Raw genomic sequence first — 19,933 nt, forward strand, 5'->3', positions numbered from 1 at the left:
CCCTCGGGGTTGGCGCCGCCATGCTCCTCGCTGCCGCTCCTGCCTCCGCCTCCGCAGCGTCCGAACGGTTCCGCTGCGACTCATTGACCGCCGAAGGCCACAAGGCGACCGACTTCCTCAACGGCCTGCCCGGCGCCGCCTGAACGTCTGAACCCGGCGGCCGCGCTCGGCAATCGGAGGAGGTCCCCGGCGGAATCCAGCTCGTCGCGCTGCCGATCACAGCGCCGGTCCGAGAAGGCCCCGCCCAGCAGCAGCACATTGCGCAAGCCGATACGGACCAAGATCCGGGCCATTTCCGGACCAGTCCCCGCCAGAGAGCCGCACCATTTACTGTTTCCGCTGGTCAGATTGGGTGCAACTGCTGTACCACCAGTGGACCAAGAACCTGCTGGGCGCCCTGCGTTAAGTGGGTGAGTAAGCCGCTTGGCGCCAAGGAATCTCGGCGATGCTGCTTCACCGGGCTATGTCTGAGATCGCCTGACCAGCGGCGCAGCACGCCTGACACCGCATCATAACGAGCGTCAAATGACCGTCACGACGTCATTTCATCGTGAAGATATCTCCAATAACGCCCAGATCGCACATAATACGCACACACGAAACCGCAGGTCAGGAGCCCTTTCCGGCAGGCTCAAGGATCGCGACGCACTCGACGTGATGCGTCGTGTGGAACAGTTTCAGGCCCGACACCTTCCCCTCCTCGGCTCGAAGATCGAGAACGTCACGGAGGGGCAGGCTTGTTTCCGCGAACGGCTTCGAGCGAGAAGATGGCGTGAGCAGCCGCGTCCGGGCCACAGAAGCGCACCGTGATTGGCGCGAGCCTCGCGCTCACGGACCGGCACCTACTCTCCCGACGCCGGCGGCGCGTTGCGGTGCCGGGTCTGCGACGACGCTCCGCTACACACAGACGCAGCAGTCGACCACCACGGCAACGCCACGCCCGAAACGGGAATGCACAAGGAGATCAGCGCCGACCCAGCACGGGACAGGTTTCCTGGGGTGTTCACAGGTGCCTCCAGGTCAGCACACACTCAGCACGGGTAGAGCAAGAGCCCCGGATCACTTCGGGGCTCTAACGCTGCGACCTGTACGTTTGCCGTCAGGGATGATCGCTGCTATACCGGCTTTTCAGATACCAATCGAACATGCTGGAATTCACTCCAACGAGGGTAACTTGCAGAGCAGGGAACGGTTTTGCGGGCCCTGCCACCAGGAGTGGGTCAGCAGCCGGTTGGAGGCGATGTCGCCGTGACGTACGACCCCGCACCGCCCACCCGCCATCTGCGCGTCCGCCTGGACCGGGGGCACACGGTGCTGGAGTTCCACGGGGAGATCGACATCGTCGCGGCGCTGGAGATCACGCCGTACCTGGACGCTGTGACGGGGCACCCGGAGCCGCAGATCGTGATCGACCTGCGGCCCGTGGAGTTCTTCGACTGCTCCGGGCTGCGTCTGCTGTACCGCGCCAGGAGCCGCGTTCTCGACCGGGGCGGCCGGCTGCATCTGGTCTGCACCCGGCCGCTGACGTTGCGCGTCCTCAAGGTGACCGGCCTGGCCCGGCTCCTGCCGCCCTCGGCGTCGCTGGACGCGGCGCTGGGGCAGCCGGAGACCACGTCGGGCACGTTATGACCCCTGCCGGCCGGACGGCGATGGGCTGGATGGGCTGCACGCAGCCCGAGTTGGCGGGCGGCCGATCAGAAGTACCGCCTGGGGTGTGTTGCGAGAGTCCCGCCGGCCCGGCGACGCCTGGCACGCACACTCGCTGCGTTGTCGGGATCGCCCGAGTAGGCCCACTACGCGGACGCCCCGCCGCCTTGGGATCGCACGCACCGGACGCCGCCGGGCCCGCCCTCCGGGCGGACGACGCTACTTTCACTGCTCCGCCCCGAGGCGTGTGAACGGTAGTCGGTGGGGGTTTCGCCGGTGTGGTGCTTGAAGAACTTCGAGAAGGCCGTGGGAGTGGGGAAGCCGAGTCGGTCACCGACCACCGAGGTCGGCAGCTCGGTGTGGACGAGGAGGCGCCTGGCCTCAAGGACGATCCGGTCGTCCAGGTACCGCTTCGCGGTACCCCCCGTCGCCGCGAGGCACGCGCGGGTCAGCGTCCGCGAGCTGTACCCGAGCGCCCGAGCGTAGTCGGCGACCGTGCGGCTCTCGGTGAAGTCGCGCTCGACCGCCGCGTGGAACGCGCGGAACGCCTCCGCGGTCCTGGACGCACCCTGCTCGCGGACATAGAGGTGGGACAGCCTCAGCACCAGCGCCGCCAGCAGATGCCGGACGAGCTCGATCTGCGCATCCAGCCGCAGCGCGCCGGTCTCCTCGTACGCCTCCATGAGCAGCTCGAGCGTCCGCTCGATCGGCTCGGCCTCCTCCGCGGACGGCAGCAGCGCGCCCCACGCAAAGGGCGGGTCGACGCTGGCCGCGGCGATGGTGGCCGGGTCGAGGAGGCCGAGCTGGAAGAGGATCAGGGTGCCCTGCGCATGCTCCAGCCCCTCGTCGAAACGGTAGACCTGTTCGGGCCGGATCCACAGCCAGGCGCTGGGCGGCACCGGCAGCGGTTCCCCGTCCACGGTGAGCCGGAGGATCCCTTTCTCGACCATCAGCAGGTGGTGGAAGGCGGCCCGCACCGGCGTGCGCACATCCAACCCGTGCCCGGCGGCGCGTCGTGCGAGCCGGGCCAGCGGCAGCACCTCCAGGCCGGGCAGCGCACCGGCAGCCGGGCGGAACGGGACCTCCACAATCCGAAGCTGTCCGATTTTGAACACCTCCTGTCCAGACCGTACCCGAGATGACCTGCGAACGCGCCTAGCGTGGAATGCGAAACGGAATCCGCCTGACGTATGAAGGAGGGCAGTCATGCGGCTCATTGTGGGGATGACCGGGGCGACCGGGGCACCGTTCGGGGTACGGCTCCTGCAGGCGTTGAAACAGCTTCCCGAAGTGGAGACCCATCTGGTGCTGTCGCGTTGGGCACGTACCACTGTCGAGTTGGAGACCGGCTTCTCGGCCCGTGAAGTCGGCGCGCTCGCCGATGTGGTGCACAGCCCGGACGACCAGGGCGCGACGATCTCCTCGGGCTCGTTCCGCACCGACGGCATGGTGGTCGTGCCCTGCTCGATGAAGACGCTGGCAGGCATCCGGGCCGGCTACGCCGACGGGCTGGTGGGTCGCGCCGCGGACGTCGTCCTCAAGGAGCGCCGCAAGCTGGTGCTGGTGCCCCGGGAGACCCCGCTGAGCGAGATCCACCTGGACAACATGCTGGCCCTGTCCCGGATGGGCGTGCGGATGGTGCCGCCGATGCCCGCCTTCTACAACCACCCGCAATCGGTCGACGACATCGTCGACCACGTCACCGCCCGCATCCTCGACCAGTTCGATCTGCCGTTTCCGGCCGCCAGGCGCTGGGAGGGGATGCGCTCCGCACGTGCTCTCGCGCCCGATAAGGCTCCCGTTCCCGACGGCGTTCAAGCTTCCTGACACTTCGTCATCACACCTGGAGGAGACCAGACATGGCCTACGACGACCTTCGCAGCTTCCTTGACGCTTTGGACAAGGAGAACCAACTGCTTCGCATCACCGAGGAGGTGATGCCGGAGCCGGACGTCGCCGCCGCCGCGAACGCCGCCAGCCGCCTGGGTGAGGCGGCCCCGGCGCTGTACTTCGACAATGTCGCCGGCTTCGACAACGCCCGGATCGCCATGAACGTCCACGGCTCCTGGGCCAACCACGCCCTGGCCCTGGACCTGCCCAAGACCACCGGTACCAAGGAGCAGGTGGCCGAGTTCATCAACCGGTGGGCGAAGTTCCCGGTCGAGCCGGAGTGGCGGGACAACCCGCTGTGGGCGCAGAACTCCGTCGAGGGCGAGGACATCAACATCTTCGACATCCTCCCGCTGGTCCGGCTCAACGACGGCGACGGCGGCTTCTACATCGACAAGGCCGGCATCGTCTCCAAGGACCCCGACGACCCGGAGAACTCCGGCAAGCAGAACGTCGGCATCTACCGCATCGAGGTCAAGGGCCCGCGCAAGCTCGCCATCCAGCCCGGACCGGTGCACGACATCGGCCTGCACCTGCGCAAGGCCGAGGAGCGCGGCGAGGACCTGCCGATCGCCATCACCCTGGGCAACGATCCGGTGATCTCGATCGTGGCCTCCACACCGATGGAGTACGACCAGAACGAGTACGAGATGGCAGGCGCCCTGCGGGGCGCCCCGGCGCCGATCGCGAAGGCACCGCTGACCGGCCTGCCGGTGCCGTGGGGCTCCGAGGTCGTGATCGAGGGCGTGATCGAGGGCCGCAAGCGCGAGGTCGAGGGCCCGTTCGGCGAGTTCACGGGACATTACTCCGGCGGCCGCAACATGCCGGTGATCCGGATCGACAAGATCTCCTACCGCACCGACCCGATCTTCGAGCACCTCTACCTCGGGATGCCGTGGACCGAGATCGACTACCTCATGGCCCCCAACACCTGCGTCCCGCTCTACCAGCAGCTCAAGAAGGACTTCCCCGAAGTCCAGGCCGTCAACGCGATGTACACCCACGGGCTGGTCATCATCGTCTCCACCGAGAAGCGCTACGGCGGCTTCGCCAAGGCGGTCGGTATGCGGGTGCTGACCACCCCGCACGGCCTCGGCTACGCCGCGACCGTGATCGTGGTGGACGAGGACGTCGACCCGTTCAACCTCCCCCAGGTGATGTGGGCGCTGTCCACCAAGATGAACCCCAGCGACGACCTCATCGTCGTGCCGCACCTGTCGCTGATGGAACTCGCTCCCCAGTCGGACAACCCCGGCACCGGCGCCAAGCTCATCATCGACGCCACCACCCCGGCCAAGCCGGACAACCGCGGCAACTACGGCAACCAGGTCCGCGATCTGCCCGAGATGGGTGAGTGGCTCACCAAGCTGCAGCAGCTCGCCAAGTGACCGCCCCCTGACCCCCCTGGAGACCCGCCCCCATGACCACCAAGACCACGAAGAAGACAGCGCCCACCGAGTGCCCGCGCTGCGGCCACGACAAGCTGGATCTGATCCACACCTCGCCCGTCGCCGGGGTCTGGGAGATCTACCACTGCCAGCAGTGCCTGTACAGCTGGCGCACCTCCGAGCCGGCCCGTCGCACCCAGCGCGACGCCTACCCGGACAGCTTCAAGATGACCATCGAGGACATCCGCAACGCGGTGGAGTTGCCCGTCATCCCCCCGCTGCGGAAGTCCTGAACACCCGCGGACATGTGCACGACCAAATCCACGTCCGCGCGCCGGCCGGGGCGGTCGTCACAGCTGCCGCCGAGCCTGCAGTGCGCCTTGCTGGATCAGGCGTCCGAGCCGATCATCATGGGCGCCGCGGCCCAGGCCTGATCCAAGCGACAGGCCTAGGGCCGGGGCCAGCGGCGGGCTCGGGCGATGAGTACGGCGACGTCGTCGTGGTCGTCCGGATCGCGCAGTGCGTCCAGGAGCCGGTCGCAGGTTTCTTCCGAGGATCGGTCGGGGCCGTGGAGCAGTTGGAGGAGGAGGTCCAGGCGCTCGTCGATGGCGTGGTGGCGGGTCTCGACCAAGCCGTCGGTGTAGAGGACCAGTTGGTCGCCCGGGGCCAGGCCGAAGGTGGTGACTTCGAAGGCGACACCGCCGACCCCGAGGGGTGCGCCGGTGGGCAGATCGAGCAGTTCGGGGGGCTCGCCCGCGCGCATCAGCACGGGGGGCAGGTGTCCGGCGACAGCGATGTGGCACAGGGCGCGGTGCGGATCGTAGACCGCGTAGGCGCAGGTGGCGTACTGCTCCAGGCCGGCGGTGATCTTGTCGAGGTGGTGCAGCAGCTCGGTGGGTGGGAGGTCGAGGTCGGCCAAGGTGGAGGTGGCGGTGCGCAGGCGCCCCATGGTGGTGGCGGCGCTTATGCCGCTGCCCATCACATCGCCGACGACCAGCGCGGTCTTGTCTTCCGTGAGGGGGATGACATCGAACCAGTCGCCACCGACTTCGATGGTCGTTCCGGCGGGCCGATATCGGGAGGCGACCTCCAGGCCGGCCTGCTGCGGTGGGAGGTCCGGCAGCAGGCTGCGCTGGAGGGTGACCGCGGTGTTGCGTGCGCCTTGGTACAGACGGGCATTGTCGATGCACACCGCGGTTCGATCGGCCAGTTCACCGGCCAGGGTGAGGTCGTCGTTGTCGAAAGGCAGCGGGTTGCGGGCGCGGGTGAGGCCCAGGGTGCCGAGCACCTCGCCGCGGGCGATCAGAGGCGTCAGGAGATAGCTGTGGACGCCGGCGCGGGCCAGGATGGCGGCGGCCTCGGCGTCACGGGCTATACGGGCAAGGTCCCGCTCGCCGACATGGGGTATCAGGATGGGGCGACCGGTCCGCACGCATTGAGTGGCCAGGCGCTCCGCGCCGTAGCTGGCGAGGTGGCCGGCGGGGTCGGCGGCGCGGACGGCCTCGGTGGGGTACGCGGCTTTCACGGCGAGGGCACGGAAGAGTGCCCGGCCGGCGCCGGGTGCCGTCGGCTGGCGGTCGTCCAGGACAGAGTCCAGGACGTCGACGGCTGCGATGTCGGCGACCTCGGGGACGGCGACGTCGGCCAGCTCGCGGGCGGTCTGTTCCACATCCAAGGTGGTGCCGATACGGGCGGAGCCGTCGGCGATCAGGGCCAAGCGCTGCCGGGCACGGTGGCGATCGGTGACATCCACCAACACGATGGCTACCCCCAGTACCCGCCCGCCGGGACCATCGAGCCGGTAGTAGGAGGCTGACCAGGCGTGATCGTTTTCGGGGTCGGCGGGAGTGCGTCCCACACTGTGCTGGTCGATCAGGGGCTCTCCGGACGTGAGGACATGCCGCAGCGCGGCCTCGATCGCATCGACCTCCAGGAAGGGCAGGGCCTCGCGGACCGGCCGCCCGAGGTGCTCTTCGGCGGTGACGCCGTTGATCCGCGCCAGCGCCGGGTTGACGGCCACGTACCGCAGGTCGGTGTCCAAGACGGCCAGCCCGATCGGGGACTGCGAGACCAGCCGCATGGACAGGGCCACGTCCCGTTCCACCTGACGCAGGGTCGCCTCATCGGTGGCGATGCCCAGGGCGTAGAAGTCACCCCGGTCGTCCGACAGCCGCATGTTGCGGAACTCCACCAACCGGCTACTGCCGTCCTTGTGCCGGACGGAGAAGGCGCCGGCCCACCCCTGGCCCGTCTTCATGACCTCGGCGAACAGCCTCATCATCAGGTCGAGGTTCTGCTCGTCGACCAGCAGCCGCGCCGCGTACTGGCCCAGTGCCTCCTGCGAGGTATAGCCGAACAGCTCCTCGGCCTGCGGGCTCCACAACACGATCCGCCCCTCGGCATCCAGCAGCACCGCCGCGACACTCAGCAGATCCAGCAACCCACTGCGCTGCGGCGGCCCGGCGCCCGCCTGGTCGCCCTCGGCACCGAAGGGATCGACTGTCCTCATCCAAGCACTCCCTCCGCCTGCCGACGCGACACGCCGCCCTGCGCGGGCTTCAGGCTGTGGCCTGTGCCCCCTGTACCTCGCGTGCTTCCATGGTCCCCCGGATCTGGGCGGCCGCGCGGTCGAGCGAGACAGCTCGCCGCGCCCCGGCAATGGCTCACCGACGAAGGCTCCGACCTCCCGCGTGCGGGGGTGCGATACGGCGGAGCGGAGGCCGCGGGCCGCAGACGAAAACCACCCATGCGGAGGGCAGCGCCACCAGCGCGGGCCCTGCCCCAGGCACCGAGCACGACGGCCTCGCCCGGCAGCGGGCGAAGAGCGCGCCATCGGCCACGGTGACGTCCGGGCACGGCCGGACAAAGCGAGCGGGTGCCGCCGGGCGCCCCGGCCGAATCTCAGGCGTCAACGACGACACCGGACAGCCCGACCTGTGGCGGCGCCCCCTGCGGCTGCTGGACGGCATGCGCACGCAGCCGGGCGGGGCGGAGCCGCTTTCCCCCGGCCCGGCGTTGCGCAGGTACGGACCGAGCCGGGACCCCGCCGTCATGAACGAGTCAGTCCGTGACCACGGACGTGTTCAGACCCTTGTCGTAGTGGTTGCGCGCGATCCGGATGCCTGAACTGCCGTGGAAGACGAACAGCGGGGAGGTGTAGGCCGGGTGATCCGGGCCGTCCAGCCGCCGGACAGTGTTGCCGGCGAAGGCGAACCCGCCGACGCTCTTCGCGTTGACGACGGTGACGTCGCTGATGTCGAACGAGTTGTGCTCGACCGAGATGTTGTGATGCACCGGGGTCGCCGGGTCGACGACCTGGTTGGTCGGCTCCACGAAGATGACCGGACCGCTGGGTCGCGTGAAGGAGTTGTCGCGGATCGTGAGGTCGGCGACGGGCCCGGACTCGTACCACTGGTAGGCGTCCGCGGAGACGTAGATGCTGGCCATGGACATCGCGTCGAACCGGTTACCGGTGATCAGGACGGGCTTGCGGGTGGTGACCAGGATGCCGCGGGTCGGCACGTTGCGGAACACGTTGCCGGAGATGACGACCGACGGGGTGGCGGTGATGTTCTCGACGACCGTGCCGCCGATCTCGACGCCGGCGGGAACCGGCCGGTCGAAGGTGACGGTCATCGAGGTCAGCGACTTCGTGTGGTCCATGCCGCTCGGCCCGTCGACCGCGGTGACCTTCGCGTGCGAGTCCGCCAGCGGGACCATCGTGCGCTTGGTGGTGATCTCGACCTCGTCACCCGGGGCGAACTGCGGGAAGCCGGCGGTCTGGGGGTGCTCGTAGGCGAGGGTGAGGGTGTTCGGCCCGGGTTTCCCGACGACTTCGAGGTAGGTGCCGTGGATGTTGATCGGGTCGTCGTGCGGGCCGTCGAAGGCGCTCCGGGTGATCGAGACCTTCCCCTTGACGCCGGACATCTGCACGAAGTCCGCGAACGATGCCGTCGACCGGCCGGACTTCGGATCGGGTGCGAAGTTCACCTTGTCGATGGAGATGTTCTCGCTGAACTGCCCGACCACGCCGAAGGACTGGAGGTAGTAGGCGTTCATCGAGCGCATCGTGACGTTCTTGGACTCCCAGATGAAGGCGCCCGGCTCCGTCCGCTCGATGAGGCGCATCTGGTAGACGAGCCCGGCGTCCGCCGGCCGTGCCGCGCTGGTGTAGTCGATGCGGATCCGGCGTCCGCCGAGGTCGGTGACCGAGGAGACGTCATTGAACAGGGGGTTGTCCCCGCGCCAGGTCCGTTGCGCCTTGGGGTCGTGGATCTGGGTGTACTGGAGTCCGTCGACACCCGACCAGTACGGCTGTCCGGTGGCCGGGCTCTTCTCGCCGAGCCAGGTGATGTGTGTGCCGTTCACCTGGTACGGGCTGCCGGCCGGGATCGACAGGACGCGGTAGGCGTGCCCGTCGGTGACACCGGTGGTGGCGACGGTCGCGTCGATGACCTCGGGGGCCGCGTAGTCGAAGGAGAAGTTCGTGAAGGTCACATTGGTCGAGCGGATCGATGCGAACGCCGTCTGAAGGCCGTGGTAGACGAGCTCGGCCCCGCCGCCGTCGATGGTGACGTCGTGCATGTCCTCGACGAGGAGCCCGATCTTCTTGTCCCGGTAACGCTGGTCGGCGCCAACGGTGTTGGAGACGTACAGCTCACGCGTCTCGGCCCGCTCGGGGAAGAGCTGGTAGGTGCCCTTCGAGAAGACGATCCTGACCGGCCGATCGACGCTCTTGGCGTGCCGCAGCGCCGCGGTGACGGCGGGCGTCGAGTCCGTCCGGCCCGTGGGGTCGGCTCCGTAGTCGTCCACGTCGACGACCACGGGCCTCGCTCTTGGTGCTGCGGCGACAGGACTGGCAGCACCTCCGAGCAAGGCGAGTGCCAACCCGAGAAACACGAACCGAGACTTTGACATAGCCCCTCCGGAGCATCCATAAGTCACGAAACACCCAATGAATAGGCGGAGTTGCCGCCCGTTACTCGGTCAGATCTCCGAGCAGAGTGTCCATAGATCCGATGTCTAGGTCAATGATGTGGACAAGCAATGGCAACTGATACCGAGGGCCGACAGATCTTCAACTTCGCTTTCGAACCGAGCAGTTCAAAGGCCATGGGTGGGAGACACCGTCTGCGGCAGCGACGGACGCCGGAAACACGGCGCGCCGCCGCACTCCTTCAAACCTGTGCGAGCCCCAGACGGACCGGATGCGAGACGGACCGCTGTCGCGCGACGCATTACGTCAGGATCGCCCGTACCGAACGCCGCGGCGCCGAGGCCGGTGCCCGGAGGTCCCCCATCCCCTCACTCCGTCCTCGGCGCCGCCGTGCTCGCGCGAATCACCAGTTCGGGGTCGAAGAGGAGTTCGCCGACGGGGACGTCGCGGTTGCCGACCAGGGCGATGATGCTGCGAGCCACCTCCGAGGCCAGGCGGTCGGCCGGCTGGCGGACCGTGGTGAGCGGAGGGTCCACGAAATCCATGATCATGGCGCCGTCGTAGCCGACGACCGACACGTCGCCCGGGACGTCGTACCCCTGGCGGCGCGCACCGCGGATCGCACCCAGGGCCATGTAGTCGCTGGCGGCGACGATGGCCGTGGCGCCTCGGCCGAGCAGCGAGACCGCGGCGGACTGACCACCTTCGACGGTGTAGGACTGGCGGACCACCCACTGCTCCGGGTCCTCGACACCGCGTCTGGCGAGCGAGGAGACGAAGCCGCTGACCCGGCGATCGGCCGGGCGGTTGCCGACCGGGCCCGAGGCCATGCCGATACGGCGGTGACCGAGCCGGTGGAGGTGGTCGACGGCGAGTTCGGCGGCCAGCAGGTCGTCGGTGGAGAAAACCGGCGCCTCGCCCCCGCCCTCGAACTGGCCGTTGACCCCGACGAACGGGATCCGACGGGTGCGCAGGAGTTCGTACGCCTCCGGGTCCGCGCCCTCGATCGTGTTGCTGGCCGAGAGGAAGACGACGGCGGCGACCCCCCGGTCGGCGAGGGAGGTCACGAAGTCCAGCTCCTGCACTCCACCGGGGAAGCACGGGCACAGGATCGTCTTCAGGCCGTGCGGGGCGAGCGTGGACTCGATCCGTTCGCAGACATCGGCGAAGAACGGGTTGGAGACGAACTCGGTGATGACCGCGATGAGCTGGCCCCGCGTCTGCCGCTCGTACCCCAGGTCGGCCATCGCCTGCTCGACCGCCTCGCGCGTCTTGCGCGACACGCCCTGGCGCCGGTTGATGACACGGCTGACCGTGGCCTCGCTCACCCCCGCACGGTCCGCGACCTCGGTGATGCCGACCTTCATGCGGTTCCCTCCGTCACCCGTAGTGCCACCAGCCCCGAGCGAGGTACGCGCACGACGTGCAGCCCCGGTGCCGGCGACCGTTCGCAGTCGTCGATGATACGTCCACGCTCGTCACGGACGGTCATACGCAACGGGCGCTGCCCGCCGGTCACCTCGATCACCAGCCGGTCCGACGCCGTGCCGTTGACCAGGGTGATGTCGTCGTACGCGGTCGTGTCGACGGGCACGGTCCGTTCGCTGTGCACGGCGGTGACGCAGGTCGATCCCCGTGCCGCGGTGACCAGGGTGTAGAGATCGTCGGGCCGGCCGGGCTCGACGTCCCCGTGCAGCAGCACCGGCCGCAGCCGCCGCCACTCGGCGAGCCAGAACGCCAGCGTCTCGCGGTGCTCGCAGGACAGGTCGGTCAGCCGTACGGAGATCTGCGGGACGCAGTGCAGGGAGCCGATCAGCTGCCGGGCCACCGCGTGCGTGGGCGCATCACGGTCCCACAGGAGCATGTCGCCGTGGACCGCGCCGCCGACGGCGAGCATGGCGGTGTCGAGCGTGCGCACCCGGTTACCGGTGGCGTCGCCCGGGCAGTCGAAGGAGCGCAGCATGTTGCCGAACGGGGCCATGCCGGGGCCGACGTAGGGCTGTCGCAGTTCCAGCAGCAGTCCGCCATCGGGCCGCAGTTCTTCGAGTGCGGTGCGCAGGGCGGTGAGCAGGACGGTCATGGCCTGGCCGACATCGCTGATGTCCGTGCCTTCGTTGTGGGCGTACGCGCCGTCGCCGCGGTACGCCATGGCCTCGTCCAGAAAGTCGATCTTTAGTCCGTCGAGGCCGTGGTCGGCGACCAGTCGGGTGCACACACGGACGACATGGTCGCGGACCTCGGGGCGGCGCGGGTCGAGGACATGGGCGCCCGGGACACCGGCGGGTGCGGGGGCATAGGGGGTGAGCTGCTCGGCGCACTCCGCACCGGGGCCGAGCAGCAGCGGAGCGACCCATGCGAGGTAGCGCAGGCCCTGCGCGCGCACGGCCGACACATGCGCGGTGAAGTCGGGGAACGTCGTCGGGTCGGGGCGCCAGTCGCCGCATCCGGCGTAGCCGCGACCGCTGCCGTACTCCTGCCAGCCGTCGTCGAGGATGAGCACCTCGCAGCCGAGGGAGGCGGCGACGCGGGCCTCGGCCTCGACCGATGCGGCGTCCACGCGCTGGTTGAAGGCGTACCAGGTGGAGTAGACGGGCGCCCAGGCGCCGGCGGGGACCGGCATGGGGGCGCACTGCGGCTGCGCGGCGAACCACTCCCGCAGCCCGCGCATGGCCGTCGCGACTGTGGGCGCCGAGCGGGCCAGCAGGACGCGGCGCGGGCTGCCGTCGGGAGCGGGAGCCAGGTGCAGGTGCACCACATGGGTGTCGTTCTCCTCCGAGACCCCGAAGACGACATCGGTCTCGGGGACCGGGTCGGCGACGGCGAAGGTGAGCCGCGTGCGGCCGTCGTGGTCGTAGAGACAGCCGGCGGCGATGCCGTCGACGAGGCTGACGCGCGAGCGGCCCGCCCAGTCGGCGACGAGGGTGCGCTCCCAGCCGGCACCCGGGTGCCAGTAGCCGGCCGCGTCGCCGAGCGGCACGCTCATCCTCACCTCCATCGGAACCGGACCGCCACCGTCCGTCTGGATCTCCAACAGGGCTTTCCCGTCGCCGAGTTCGGTCACCGACCAGTGCGCGCCGGCGCCCGGCGCGTGGGCGAGGACCGCGATACGGACGCCGTCGACGAGTGGCTCGTAGCGCGCCGGGGGAAGTTCGGCCGTGGTGACGGGCTGGGTGGTGCTGAGGGTCATTGCGGGGTTCATTCCTTCACGGCACCGGCGAGGAGCCCGGAGACGAAGTGGCGCTGGAGTGCGAGGAAGACGAGGGCCATCGGGATCGCGGCGAGGGCCGTGCCGGTGAGCAGGGCGCCGTAGTCGGTCTGGTCCAGGCCCTGGAGGGACGCCAGCGCGACGGGGATCGTGAACTCGCCGGCGTCGCGCAGGACGACGAGCGGCCAGATGAAGTCGTTCCACTGGAAGAGGAACAGGAAGATGGCGAGGGCTGCGAGCGCCGGTTTCATCGGCGGCAGGACGACCTTGAGGAAGAGCCTGAACTCCCCGCAGCCGTCCATCCGAGCGGAGTCGATGAGTTCGTCGGGCAGCGCGGCCATCGACTGCCGCATCAGGAAGATCCCGAACGGCAGGGCGAGGTTGGGCGTGATGACCGCCTGGTAGGTGCCCAGCCACTCCAGGTCGACCATCATCTTGAACAACGGGATCAGTGTGACCTGCGTGGGGATGACGAGCCCGAGCATCAGCAGCCCGAACAGTGCGCTGCTGCCGCGGAAGCGGAACTTGGCGAAGCCGTATCCGGCCAGCGTGCAGATCGCTCCGGCGGCGATCGTGTAAATGACCGTGATCAGCAGCGAGTTGACGATGACGTCGCTGAACCGCGCCGACGACTCCAGGGTGGAGAGGTTGTCCATCAGGTGCCCGCCGGGCAGCAGCGGCGGCGGGCTGTCGAAGATCTCCTTGGAGCTGTGGGTGGCGGCGATGATCAGCCAGTAGAACGGCAGCAGGACGGCCGCGACGGCGATGGCCAGCGAGGAGGTCAGCAGGATCGAGCGCGAACGGACCGGGCGGGGGCTGCTGGGCGTACGGTCGGGCCGGGTGGCGGTGAGGGTCACGACTTCTCTCCCAGCAGGCGGAACTGCACGATGCCCAGGATGCCGATCAGGACGGTGAGGATGTATGCGACGGCCGAGGCGTAGCCGAAGTCGAAGTACTTGAAGGCGTTCTGGTAGAGGTACACGCCGATGGTGAGGGTGGCGTTGTCCGGCCCGCCGCCGGTCAGGACGTACGGCTCGTCGAACAGCTGAAGGGTGCCGATCGTGGACAGCACCGTCGTCAGCAGGAGCGCGGGCCGCAGCCCCGGCAGCGTGACATGGCGGAACGACTGCCAGGCGGAGGCGCCGTCGACGGCCGCCGCGTCGTACAGCTCGGCCGGCAGCGACTGGAGTCGAGCGAGGAAGATCACCGCGTTGTAGCCGGTGTAGTGCCAGGTCAGTGCGAGGCCGAGGGAGATCCTGGCCCACAGCGGGTCGGTCAGCCAGGGGACCTCTCCGATGCCCACCAGGCCGAGCAGCCAGTTGACCAGTCCGTACTGGGTGTTGAGCAGGACGGCGAAGATGATGCCGTACGCGACCAGTCCGGTCACCGTCGGCAGGAAGAAGCCGAGCCGGAAGAAGGCGCGGCCGCGCAGGAGCGTGGAGTTGAGGGCGACCGCAATGCCGACGGCCAGGGCCAGCATGACGGGCACCTGGACGACGAGGATGATCGCGGTGTTCTTCAGCGCGGTCCACAGCAGTGGATCGTCCATCGCCCGCGTGTAGTTGCCCGCGCCCACGAACTTCTGGGTGCCGTTGACGTTCTCGTACAGGCTCATCAGGAACGACGAGCCGATCGGGTACAGCTTGAAGACGGCGAGGAGGACGAGCGCGGGGAGGACGAAGAGATACGGGACGGCCTGTCGGCGCAGGATCCGTGCGGTGGGGCGGGGCGCGGCTGCCGGGCGGGCGGCGCCGGCGGCTTTCAGGATGCTGTCGGGGGTGGTGGTCGTGGTCACGAGGCGAGCTCCCGTCCGGTCTGGCGGGCGAGCTGGTCGGCGGCGTTGTGCAGGGCGCGTGCGGGGTCGGCCCCCTTGAGCAGTACCTGGGTCTGCGCGTCGTCGACGGTCTTGAGGGCGCGGGCGTAGTCGGCGGAGTAATTGACGGCGGGCGAGCGGGCCTTGAGGGCGTTCAGGAAGATCTCGCCCTTGTGCTGGCCGCTGAAGAATTTCGACGGCTCGTGGAAGACGGGGGCCTCGTACGCCTGAAGCAGGGCGGGGGCGATGCCCTCGGTGCGGTAGATGGCCTCCTGCGACGCCGGCCTGGTCAGGACGTACTCGACGAACGCCCAGGCGGCAGCCTGGTGCATGCTGGAGCCGGCGACGGCGAGATGGGTGGAGTTGACGGTCGCGGCCGTGGTGCCGCCGGGCTTCACCGCCGGTGGGAGGCGGACCTTCCACTTGCCGGATTCCTTGGGGACCAGACCCTCGATGATGCTGCCGAACCAGGTGGGCCAGGGCAGTACGGCCGCGGTGCCGGACTTGATGGAGTTCTCCAGCGCGGTCCAGCCGCCTGCCAGATCGCTGACCAAGCCGGCGTCGTTCATCTCCTTGATGAGGGTCATCGCGGTGACGGCCTCGGGGGAACCGAGGGTGATCCGGCCCTCGGCGTCGAAGTAGAACGTGCCCTGGAGCTGGAGCAGCATCTGGAAGAAGTTGGCGGCGTCCGGCTGAGACGCGGGCTTGTCGATGCCCAGCAGATGGACTCCGGTCTTCTTCTTGATCTTCTTCCCGGCGTCGATGGCGTCGTCCCACGTCACCAACGCCTCGCCGTCGACACCGGCGGCCTCGAAGAGGTCGGCCCGGTAGTAGAACCCGGCCGAATTGGCCTCCCAGGGAAGTGCGTTGACCTTGCCCTTGCGGGTGACGGTCTGCCACATGCCGTCGGCGAAGGCGTCGCGGTAACGGTCGGCGCCGAGCGGGCCGAGGTCGGCGAGACCGTCGGGGAACTTCTCGGTGTAGGCCGGCAGATAGTCGACGCCGATGTGCAGGACGTCCGCAAGGCCCTGCCCGCCGGCCGCCATGGCCGTGGTGATCTTGTCCCAGATCGCCGGGTTGCCGATGTCCTGCACGGTGACGTCGATCCCGGGATGCTGCGCCTCGAAGGCGGGGACCAGGGCTTTCATGGCGGCGGCGGGGCCCTGCCAGCTCCAGACGGTGATCGCGGCCCGGTCCGGGTCGCCGAGGCTCCCCGCCTTGGTGGCACCGGTCACCGAGCAGGCGCCGAGCAGCGAGGTCGCGGCCCCGGCGGCGAGCAGCGAACCGCCGAGCGCGAGCAGGCGCCGTCGGTCCAGACCGCCTTGTGGCGGGTCGTCCGGCGGTGGCTGGTTCAGGGGCGAGGCGTCCATGGCTGCTCCGGGGGTCCGGCGGTGTGCGCGGCTCTTGTTGCGCGGCTGGAAGCTAACAAGCGACCTTTTCGACTTGCAAGAGACAAGTGAAAACTTTCCGCCGGACTGTCTATCTTTCGCGGCACCAAGGTTGCATGTCTTGCACGTTTCTTGCGCATGACCATTGAATCTCCTCTTCGGCCCCTGTTAGCTTTCCGCCACCACTCGGCCGCCCCGCCCCGCCGTCACCGAAGACCGGGAGACCCGATGAAGCCCTCAAGGCTCATGCTGCTCACCGCTGTTGCCCTGCTCGCACCGATGGCCCCCGCACTGTCGGCCACGGCGGCGCCGGGACACGGCGCGGCTCCCGCAGCGGACACCACCTCCGCCGGCCGCCGCCAACTCGCCCTCGACGACCCGGGTTTCGAGAACGGCGGCACAGGCTGGACCTTCGGCGCGGGCACCGGGGTCGGCACCGGGAACTCCCACGGCGGCGCCCGTTTCCTCTACCTCGACTCCGGAGCCGGCAAGACCGCCGAGCTGACCGTCGTCGCGCCCCGGAACGGCAGTTACGACTTCTCCGCGTGGGTCGGGAGCGCCGGCACCGGTGGCACGTACACGGTCCGCCGCAACGGTGAGACCGTCGAGACGACCAACCTGCCGCAGCGCGCCGCGTACGCCCGATACACCATCAGCCACGTCGACTTGAAGGCCGGCGACCGGCTGGAGATCGCCTTCGGCTCCGGCAGCGGTTGGGTCAACGCCGACGACCTGATGATCTCACCCGCCGCGCCCGCCGACCCCAAGGTCACCTCGTCCGACCCCGAGGTCGTCGCGATGTTCGACTGGGCCCGGAAGAAGGCCAACAGCTGGGTGCAGCTGCCCGGCACGACGGGCCCGATCAACGTCGACGAGTACCAGACCGGCGGCACCGGCACCGCGCCGTACGCGCCCACCTACTGGGCCGGATACGCCAACCGCAGCGCCTACTACTCCCGCGACATGACCCACCAGCTCGCCGGCGCCCACATCCTCGGCCTCGACACCGAGAACGAGACGATGCTCCGCTCGTACGCGGCGTCGGCCACCGCCGAGCACAGGTACTTCCCGGTGTGGTCGCTCAACTTCGACGCCAAGACCTACCTGAGCATCGACTACAAGAGCCCGGACAACTTCGTGCGCGAGGTGCCGGCCACCTTCGAACTCGTCGAGAAGGCCGCCCAGGCGTACCTCTGGACCGGCGACCGCAGATACGTCGACGACCCGGTGCTGTGGGATTTCTACCGGCACGCCACCGACCAGTTCATCGACCTGCACAACTCCGCCAAGGACAACGGCAAGGTCAAGGTCGCCGAGGGCACGGGCAACGGCATCTTCTCCGGCGCCGCCAGCTACAACGAGCAGGACGGTGACGGTCTCGCCGAGGCCGGGGACGGCATCGCCGCGGAGTACCAGGCGTATCTGGCGATGGCCACGCTCGCACGCGGCAAGGGAGACACCGCGCTGGCCATGACGTTCGACCGGCGTGCCGCCGATCTGAAGGCGTACTTCAACGACGACTGGAGCGGCGGTGGAAGCGGAGCCGACATGGTCCGCGCGTACACCCTGTCCGGCACCCCGGTCACCGGCTGGGGCAAGGAGAACAGCGTGTTCATGCCGATGAAGCAGATCATCGAACCCGGCCCGCGCAACGACGCCTATCTCGACTACATCGAGGCGCAGGAGCTGGGGCCGGAAGGCTCGCCCAACATCGAGTCCACGACGTACCTGCCCGACATGTTCTTCAAGAACAACCGCGACGACACCGCCTGGCAGTGGATGAAGAAGATCTACGGAGAACGGGAGCTCCAGCACGTCAACTCCAGCCAGGGCCCCAACGGTGACTACCCCGAGGTGTCGTTCACCCTGGTCAGCCAGACCATCGAGGGCCTGATGGGTATCGCGCCGGACGCGGCGAACCGCATGGTGACCACGCAGTCACGGCTGCCGTCCGGCATGAAGTGGCTCCAGGCGGCGGACGTACCCATCGGAAGCAGCACGATCACCGTCCGGCACGACGGCGCGACGAGGACCACGCTGACGAACAACGCGCGCAGTGGCGCCTACCGCTGGGAGGCCCGCTTCCAGGGGGTCCACAAGAAGATCACGGTCAACGGTGTCCCCCAGCGCGTGCGAACCAAGACGATCGACGGCGTGACGTACACGTACGCGACGCCGACGGTGCGGGCGGGGGCGACGGCGGTGGTGCAGGTGGCTTCCCCATGAGGTTTGTCAAGGCGTCGCCATCACCGCGGGCGTGATCTGGTAGCACCTTCGGCCGCGGACCAGCGCCCGGAGAACGTTGACGCGTCGTCGGGCGAGGGCGAGGACGGCACGCTTGTCATTCCAGAAGGGCTCACGGCCGGTCGGAATGTTCCTCCGGATGCGCCCGATGCCGCTGGAGTCCGGGCGCACGAGGGGGATCGCGAAGCGCGTCCACAGTTCGTGCTGGAACCGCTCCAGGATCGCGCCCGATGGCGACATGCGGCCTGGTCCGCTCGAACTTCGCCTTCGCCACTGCGAGCCCTCCCGATCACCGGGTGACGCCCGGCGTTGCTGCGCCGCTTCCCGGCTGGGGGCCGAGCGATGGGCCGAGCGCGGAACGATGTCAGGAGGTGCCGCTCTTCCTGTCTATTCGTTCGGAGGCGCGTCGAACAGGGCGCTGACGGACTCACCGTTGTGAATGCGGCGCACGGCCTCGGCGAGCGCCGGGGCGATGGACAGGATCCGCAGCTTCTCGGTGTGCTCCTCGTCCGGCACCGGCACGGTGTTGGTGCACACGATCTCCAGGATGTCCTCCTGCTCGCTCAGCCGCTTGAGCGCGCCCGCCGCGAACAGCCCGTGGGTGCAGGCGACCCGGATGGACCGTGGCCCCAACTCCCGCAGCCGCTCCAGGAGTTCGAGGACCGTACTGCCCTTGGCGATCTCGTCGTCGAGGACGATGACATCGCGCCCGGTGATCTCACCGATGACGGAGCTGATGCTCACCCGGTCGTCGGCGAACCGCTGCTTGGCACCGGCGGCCACCTGGGCGCCGATCAGCCGCGCGAAGGCCGCGGCCTCCTTGGCGTTGCCCAGGTCCGGCGACACGACCGTCGTACGCGACAGATCGTGACCGCGGAAGTGCGCGGCGAGTTCCCGCAGGGCGTGCAGATGGTCGACCGGCACCGAGAAGAACCCGTGGACCTGCGGGGAGTGCAGCGTCATCGCGAGGACGCGGCTGGCCCCGGCCGCCACCAGCAGGTCGGCGACCAGCCGCCCGCCCATGGAGATCCGCGGCATGTCCTTCTTGTCCGAACGCGCGTACGAATAATGGGGCATGACCACGGTGATCCGCCCGGCGGACGCACCCCGGGCCGCGTCGCACATCATCAGCAGCTCGACGAGGTGCTCCTGCACCGGGGTGACGAGCGGCTGCACGAGGAAGACATCACGCTCGCGACAGTTGGCCTGGAGCTGTACCTCCAGGCAGTCGTTGGCGAACCGGCTGACCCGGGTCGGGCTGAGGGGCACGCCGAGATGGGCGCAGACCTCTGCCGCCAGCTCGGGATGGGCACTACCGCTGAACACGGCGATGTCACGCACGACCGCTCCTCGCAAGATCGATCCGGGTGCGCCGCCGGTCGGCATGATCGACCCGGGATGCGTGCCTCATGCTACTGGGCC

Annotated in this window: 16 protein-coding genes; 6 read left to right on the forward strand and 10 right to left on the reverse strand. The window is 68.9% G+C overall.

All coding sequences use genetic code 11. The annotated features are described in order from the left end of the window. The first annotated feature begins 525 nt into the window (after window positions 1–525). Together AQJ27_RS56240 and AQJ27_RS01100 are read left to right on the forward strand one after the other, a co-directional pair. Window positions 526–810, forward strand: coding sequence for a hypothetical protein (locus AQJ27_RS56240; protein WP_159064309.1), 285 nt, complete (start codon window positions 526–528; stop codon window positions 808–810). 438 nt (window positions 811–1,248) lie between these two features. Continuing rightward, window positions 1,249–1,629 carry an anti-sigma factor antagonist gene (locus AQJ27_RS01100; RefSeq protein WP_067360248.1) on the forward strand — a complete coding sequence of 127 codons (381 nt, stop codon included), beginning with the start codon at window positions 1,249–1,251 and terminating at the stop codon, window positions 1,627–1,629. Window positions 1,630–1,793: 164 nt separating this feature from the next. On the opposite strand, the gene AQJ27_RS01105 is transcribed toward AQJ27_RS01100, so the two are convergent. Beyond that, on the reverse strand, window positions 1,794–2,735 hold the full coding sequence (locus AQJ27_RS01105) for a helix-turn-helix domain-containing protein (protein ID WP_067360250.1): 942 nt from the start codon (window positions 2,733–2,735) through the stop codon (window positions 1,794–1,796). Between the two features lie 118 nt (window positions 2,736–2,853). Here AQJ27_RS01105 and AQJ27_RS01110 point away from each other — a divergent pair, with 118 nt between their 5' ends. Genes AQJ27_RS01110 through AQJ27_RS01120 form a run of 3 tightly spaced genes read left to right on the forward strand, consistent with a single transcriptional unit; the run spans window position 2,854 to window position 5,218 of the window. After that, the gene (locus AQJ27_RS01110; RefSeq protein WP_067360252.1) at window positions 2,854–3,474 is read left to right on the forward strand and encodes a non-oxidative hydroxyarylic acid decarboxylases subunit B; all 621 of its coding nucleotides are present in this window, start codon (window positions 2,854–2,856) and stop codon (window positions 3,472–3,474) included. Window positions 3,475–3,506: 32 nt separating this feature from the next. Then, window positions 3,507–4,925 carry a non-oxidative hydroxyarylic acid decarboxylases subunit C gene (locus AQJ27_RS01115; protein ID WP_067360254.1) on the forward strand — a complete coding sequence of 473 codons (1,419 nt, stop codon included), beginning with the start codon at window positions 3,507–3,509 and terminating at the stop codon, window positions 4,923–4,925. A gap of 32 nt (window positions 4,926–4,957) precedes the next feature. Beyond that, window positions 4,958–5,218: a non-oxidative hydroxyarylic acid decarboxylases subunit D gene (locus tag AQJ27_RS01120; RefSeq protein WP_067360256.1), complete on the forward strand. Its 261-nt coding sequence runs from the start codon at window positions 4,958–4,960 to the stop codon at window positions 5,216–5,218. Between the two features lie 155 nt (window positions 5,219–5,373). Here AQJ27_RS01120 and AQJ27_RS01125 read toward each other — a convergent pair whose 3' ends face one another. The 7 genes from AQJ27_RS01125 to AQJ27_RS01155 all read right to left on the reverse strand — a co-directional run bounded on the left by AQJ27_RS01125 (window position 5,374) and on the right by AQJ27_RS01155 (window position 16,249). Further along, on the reverse strand, window positions 5,374–7,434 hold the full coding sequence (locus AQJ27_RS01125) for a SpoIIE family protein phosphatase (RefSeq protein WP_067360258.1): 2,061 nt from the start codon (window positions 7,432–7,434) through the stop codon (window positions 5,374–5,376). Between the two features lie 551 nt (window positions 7,435–7,985). Continuing rightward, the gene (locus tag AQJ27_RS01130) at window positions 7,986–9,749 is read right to left on the reverse strand and encodes a glycosyl hydrolase family 28-related protein (RefSeq protein ID WP_235613422.1); all 1,764 of its coding nucleotides are present in this window, start codon (window positions 9,747–9,749) and stop codon (window positions 7,986–7,988) included. A 480-nt stretch (window positions 9,750–10,229) separates the two neighbouring features. Beyond that, a complete protein-coding gene (locus tag AQJ27_RS01135; RefSeq protein WP_067360262.1) occupies window positions 10,230–11,228 on the reverse strand; it encodes a LacI family DNA-binding transcriptional regulator in 999 nt (332 codons plus the stop codon). Beyond that, window positions 11,225–13,048, reverse strand: a complete 1,824-nt coding sequence (locus AQJ27_RS01140; RefSeq protein WP_235613421.1) for a glycoside hydrolase family 36 protein — start codon at window positions 13,046–13,048, stop codon at window positions 11,225–11,227. Before AQJ27_RS01140 ends, AQJ27_RS01135 begins: the two co-directional genes overlap by 4 nt. An 8-nt stretch (window positions 13,049–13,056) precedes the next feature. Further along, on the reverse strand, window positions 13,057–13,923 hold the full coding sequence (locus AQJ27_RS01145) for a carbohydrate ABC transporter permease (RefSeq protein ID WP_067360266.1): 867 nt from the start codon (window positions 13,921–13,923) through the stop codon (window positions 13,057–13,059). Continuing rightward, window positions 13,920–14,861 carry a carbohydrate ABC transporter permease gene (locus AQJ27_RS01150; protein ID WP_079064723.1) on the reverse strand — a complete coding sequence of 314 codons (942 nt, stop codon included), beginning with the start codon at window positions 14,859–14,861 and terminating at the stop codon, window positions 13,920–13,922. Before AQJ27_RS01150 ends, AQJ27_RS01145 begins: the two co-directional genes overlap by 4 nt. Then, window positions 14,858–16,249, reverse strand: a complete 1,392-nt coding sequence (locus tag AQJ27_RS01155) for an ABC transporter substrate-binding protein (RefSeq protein ID WP_067360268.1) — start codon at window positions 16,247–16,249, stop codon at window positions 14,858–14,860. Before AQJ27_RS01155 ends, AQJ27_RS01150 begins: the two co-directional genes overlap by 4 nt. A gap of 246 nt (window positions 16,250–16,495) precedes the next feature. Between AQJ27_RS01155 and AQJ27_RS01160 the strand changes: the two genes are divergently transcribed. After that, window positions 16,496–18,493, forward strand: a complete 1,998-nt coding sequence (locus tag AQJ27_RS01160) for a carbohydrate-binding protein (RefSeq protein WP_235613420.1) — start codon at window positions 16,496–16,498, stop codon at window positions 18,491–18,493. A 6-nt stretch (window positions 18,494–18,499) separates the two neighbouring features. On the opposite strand, the gene AQJ27_RS01165 is transcribed toward AQJ27_RS01160, so the two are convergent. Next, the gene (locus AQJ27_RS01165) at window positions 18,500–18,751 is read right to left on the reverse strand and encodes a hypothetical protein (protein WP_067360272.1); all 252 of its coding nucleotides are present in this window, start codon (window positions 18,749–18,751) and stop codon (window positions 18,500–18,502) included. A gap of 147 nt (window positions 18,752–18,898) precedes the next feature. Then, window positions 18,899–19,852: a ribose-phosphate diphosphokinase gene (locus AQJ27_RS01170; protein WP_067362587.1), complete on the reverse strand. Its 954-nt coding sequence runs from the start codon at window positions 19,850–19,852 to the stop codon at window positions 18,899–18,901. Window positions 19,853–19,933 lie beyond the last annotated feature (81 nt).

The organism is Streptomyces olivochromogenes (assembly GCF_001514115.1).
Lineage (GTDB): Bacteria > Actinomycetota > Actinomycetes > Streptomycetales > Streptomycetaceae > Streptomyces > Streptomyces olivochromogenes.

What these genes read in the sequence shown, in the direction of transcription:
- AQJ27_RS56240 (WP_159064309.1), top strand. Translation starts at nt 526, where the DNA reads ATGACCGTCACGACGTCATTTCATCGTGAAGATATCTCCAATAACGCC.
- AQJ27_RS01110 (WP_067360252.1), top strand. Translation starts at nt 2,854, where the DNA reads ATGCGGCTCATTGTGGGGATGACCGGGGCGACCGGGGCACCGTTCGGG.
- AQJ27_RS01115 (WP_067360254.1), top strand. Translation starts at nt 3,507, where the DNA reads ATGGCCTACGACGACCTTCGCAGCTTCCTTGACGCTTTGGACAAGGAG.
- AQJ27_RS01120 (WP_067360256.1), top strand. Translation starts at nt 4,958, where the DNA reads ATGACCACCAAGACCACGAAGAAGACAGCGCCCACCGAGTGCCCGCGC.
- AQJ27_RS01125 (WP_067360258.1), bottom strand. Translation starts at nt 7,434, where the DNA reads ATGAGGACAGTCGATCCCTTCGGTGCCGAGGGCGACCAGGCGGGCGCC.
- AQJ27_RS01135 (WP_067360262.1), bottom strand. Translation starts at nt 11,228, where the DNA reads ATGAAGGTCGGCATCACCGAGGTCGCGGACCGTGCGGGGGTGAGCGAG.
- AQJ27_RS01140 (WP_235613421.1), bottom strand. Translation starts at nt 13,048, where the DNA reads ATGACCCTCAGCACCACCCAGCCCGTCACCACGGCCGAACTTCCCCCG.
- AQJ27_RS01155 (WP_067360268.1), bottom strand. Translation starts at nt 16,249, where the DNA reads ATGGACGCCTCGCCCCTGAACCAGCCACCGCCGGACGACCCGCCACAA.
- AQJ27_RS01160 (WP_235613420.1), top strand. Translation starts at nt 16,496, where the DNA reads ATGAAGCCCTCAAGGCTCATGCTGCTCACCGCTGTTGCCCTGCTCGCA.
- AQJ27_RS01165 (WP_067360272.1), bottom strand. Translation starts at nt 18,751, where the DNA reads ATGTCGCCATCGGGCGCGATCCTGGAGCGGTTCCAGCACGAACTGTGG.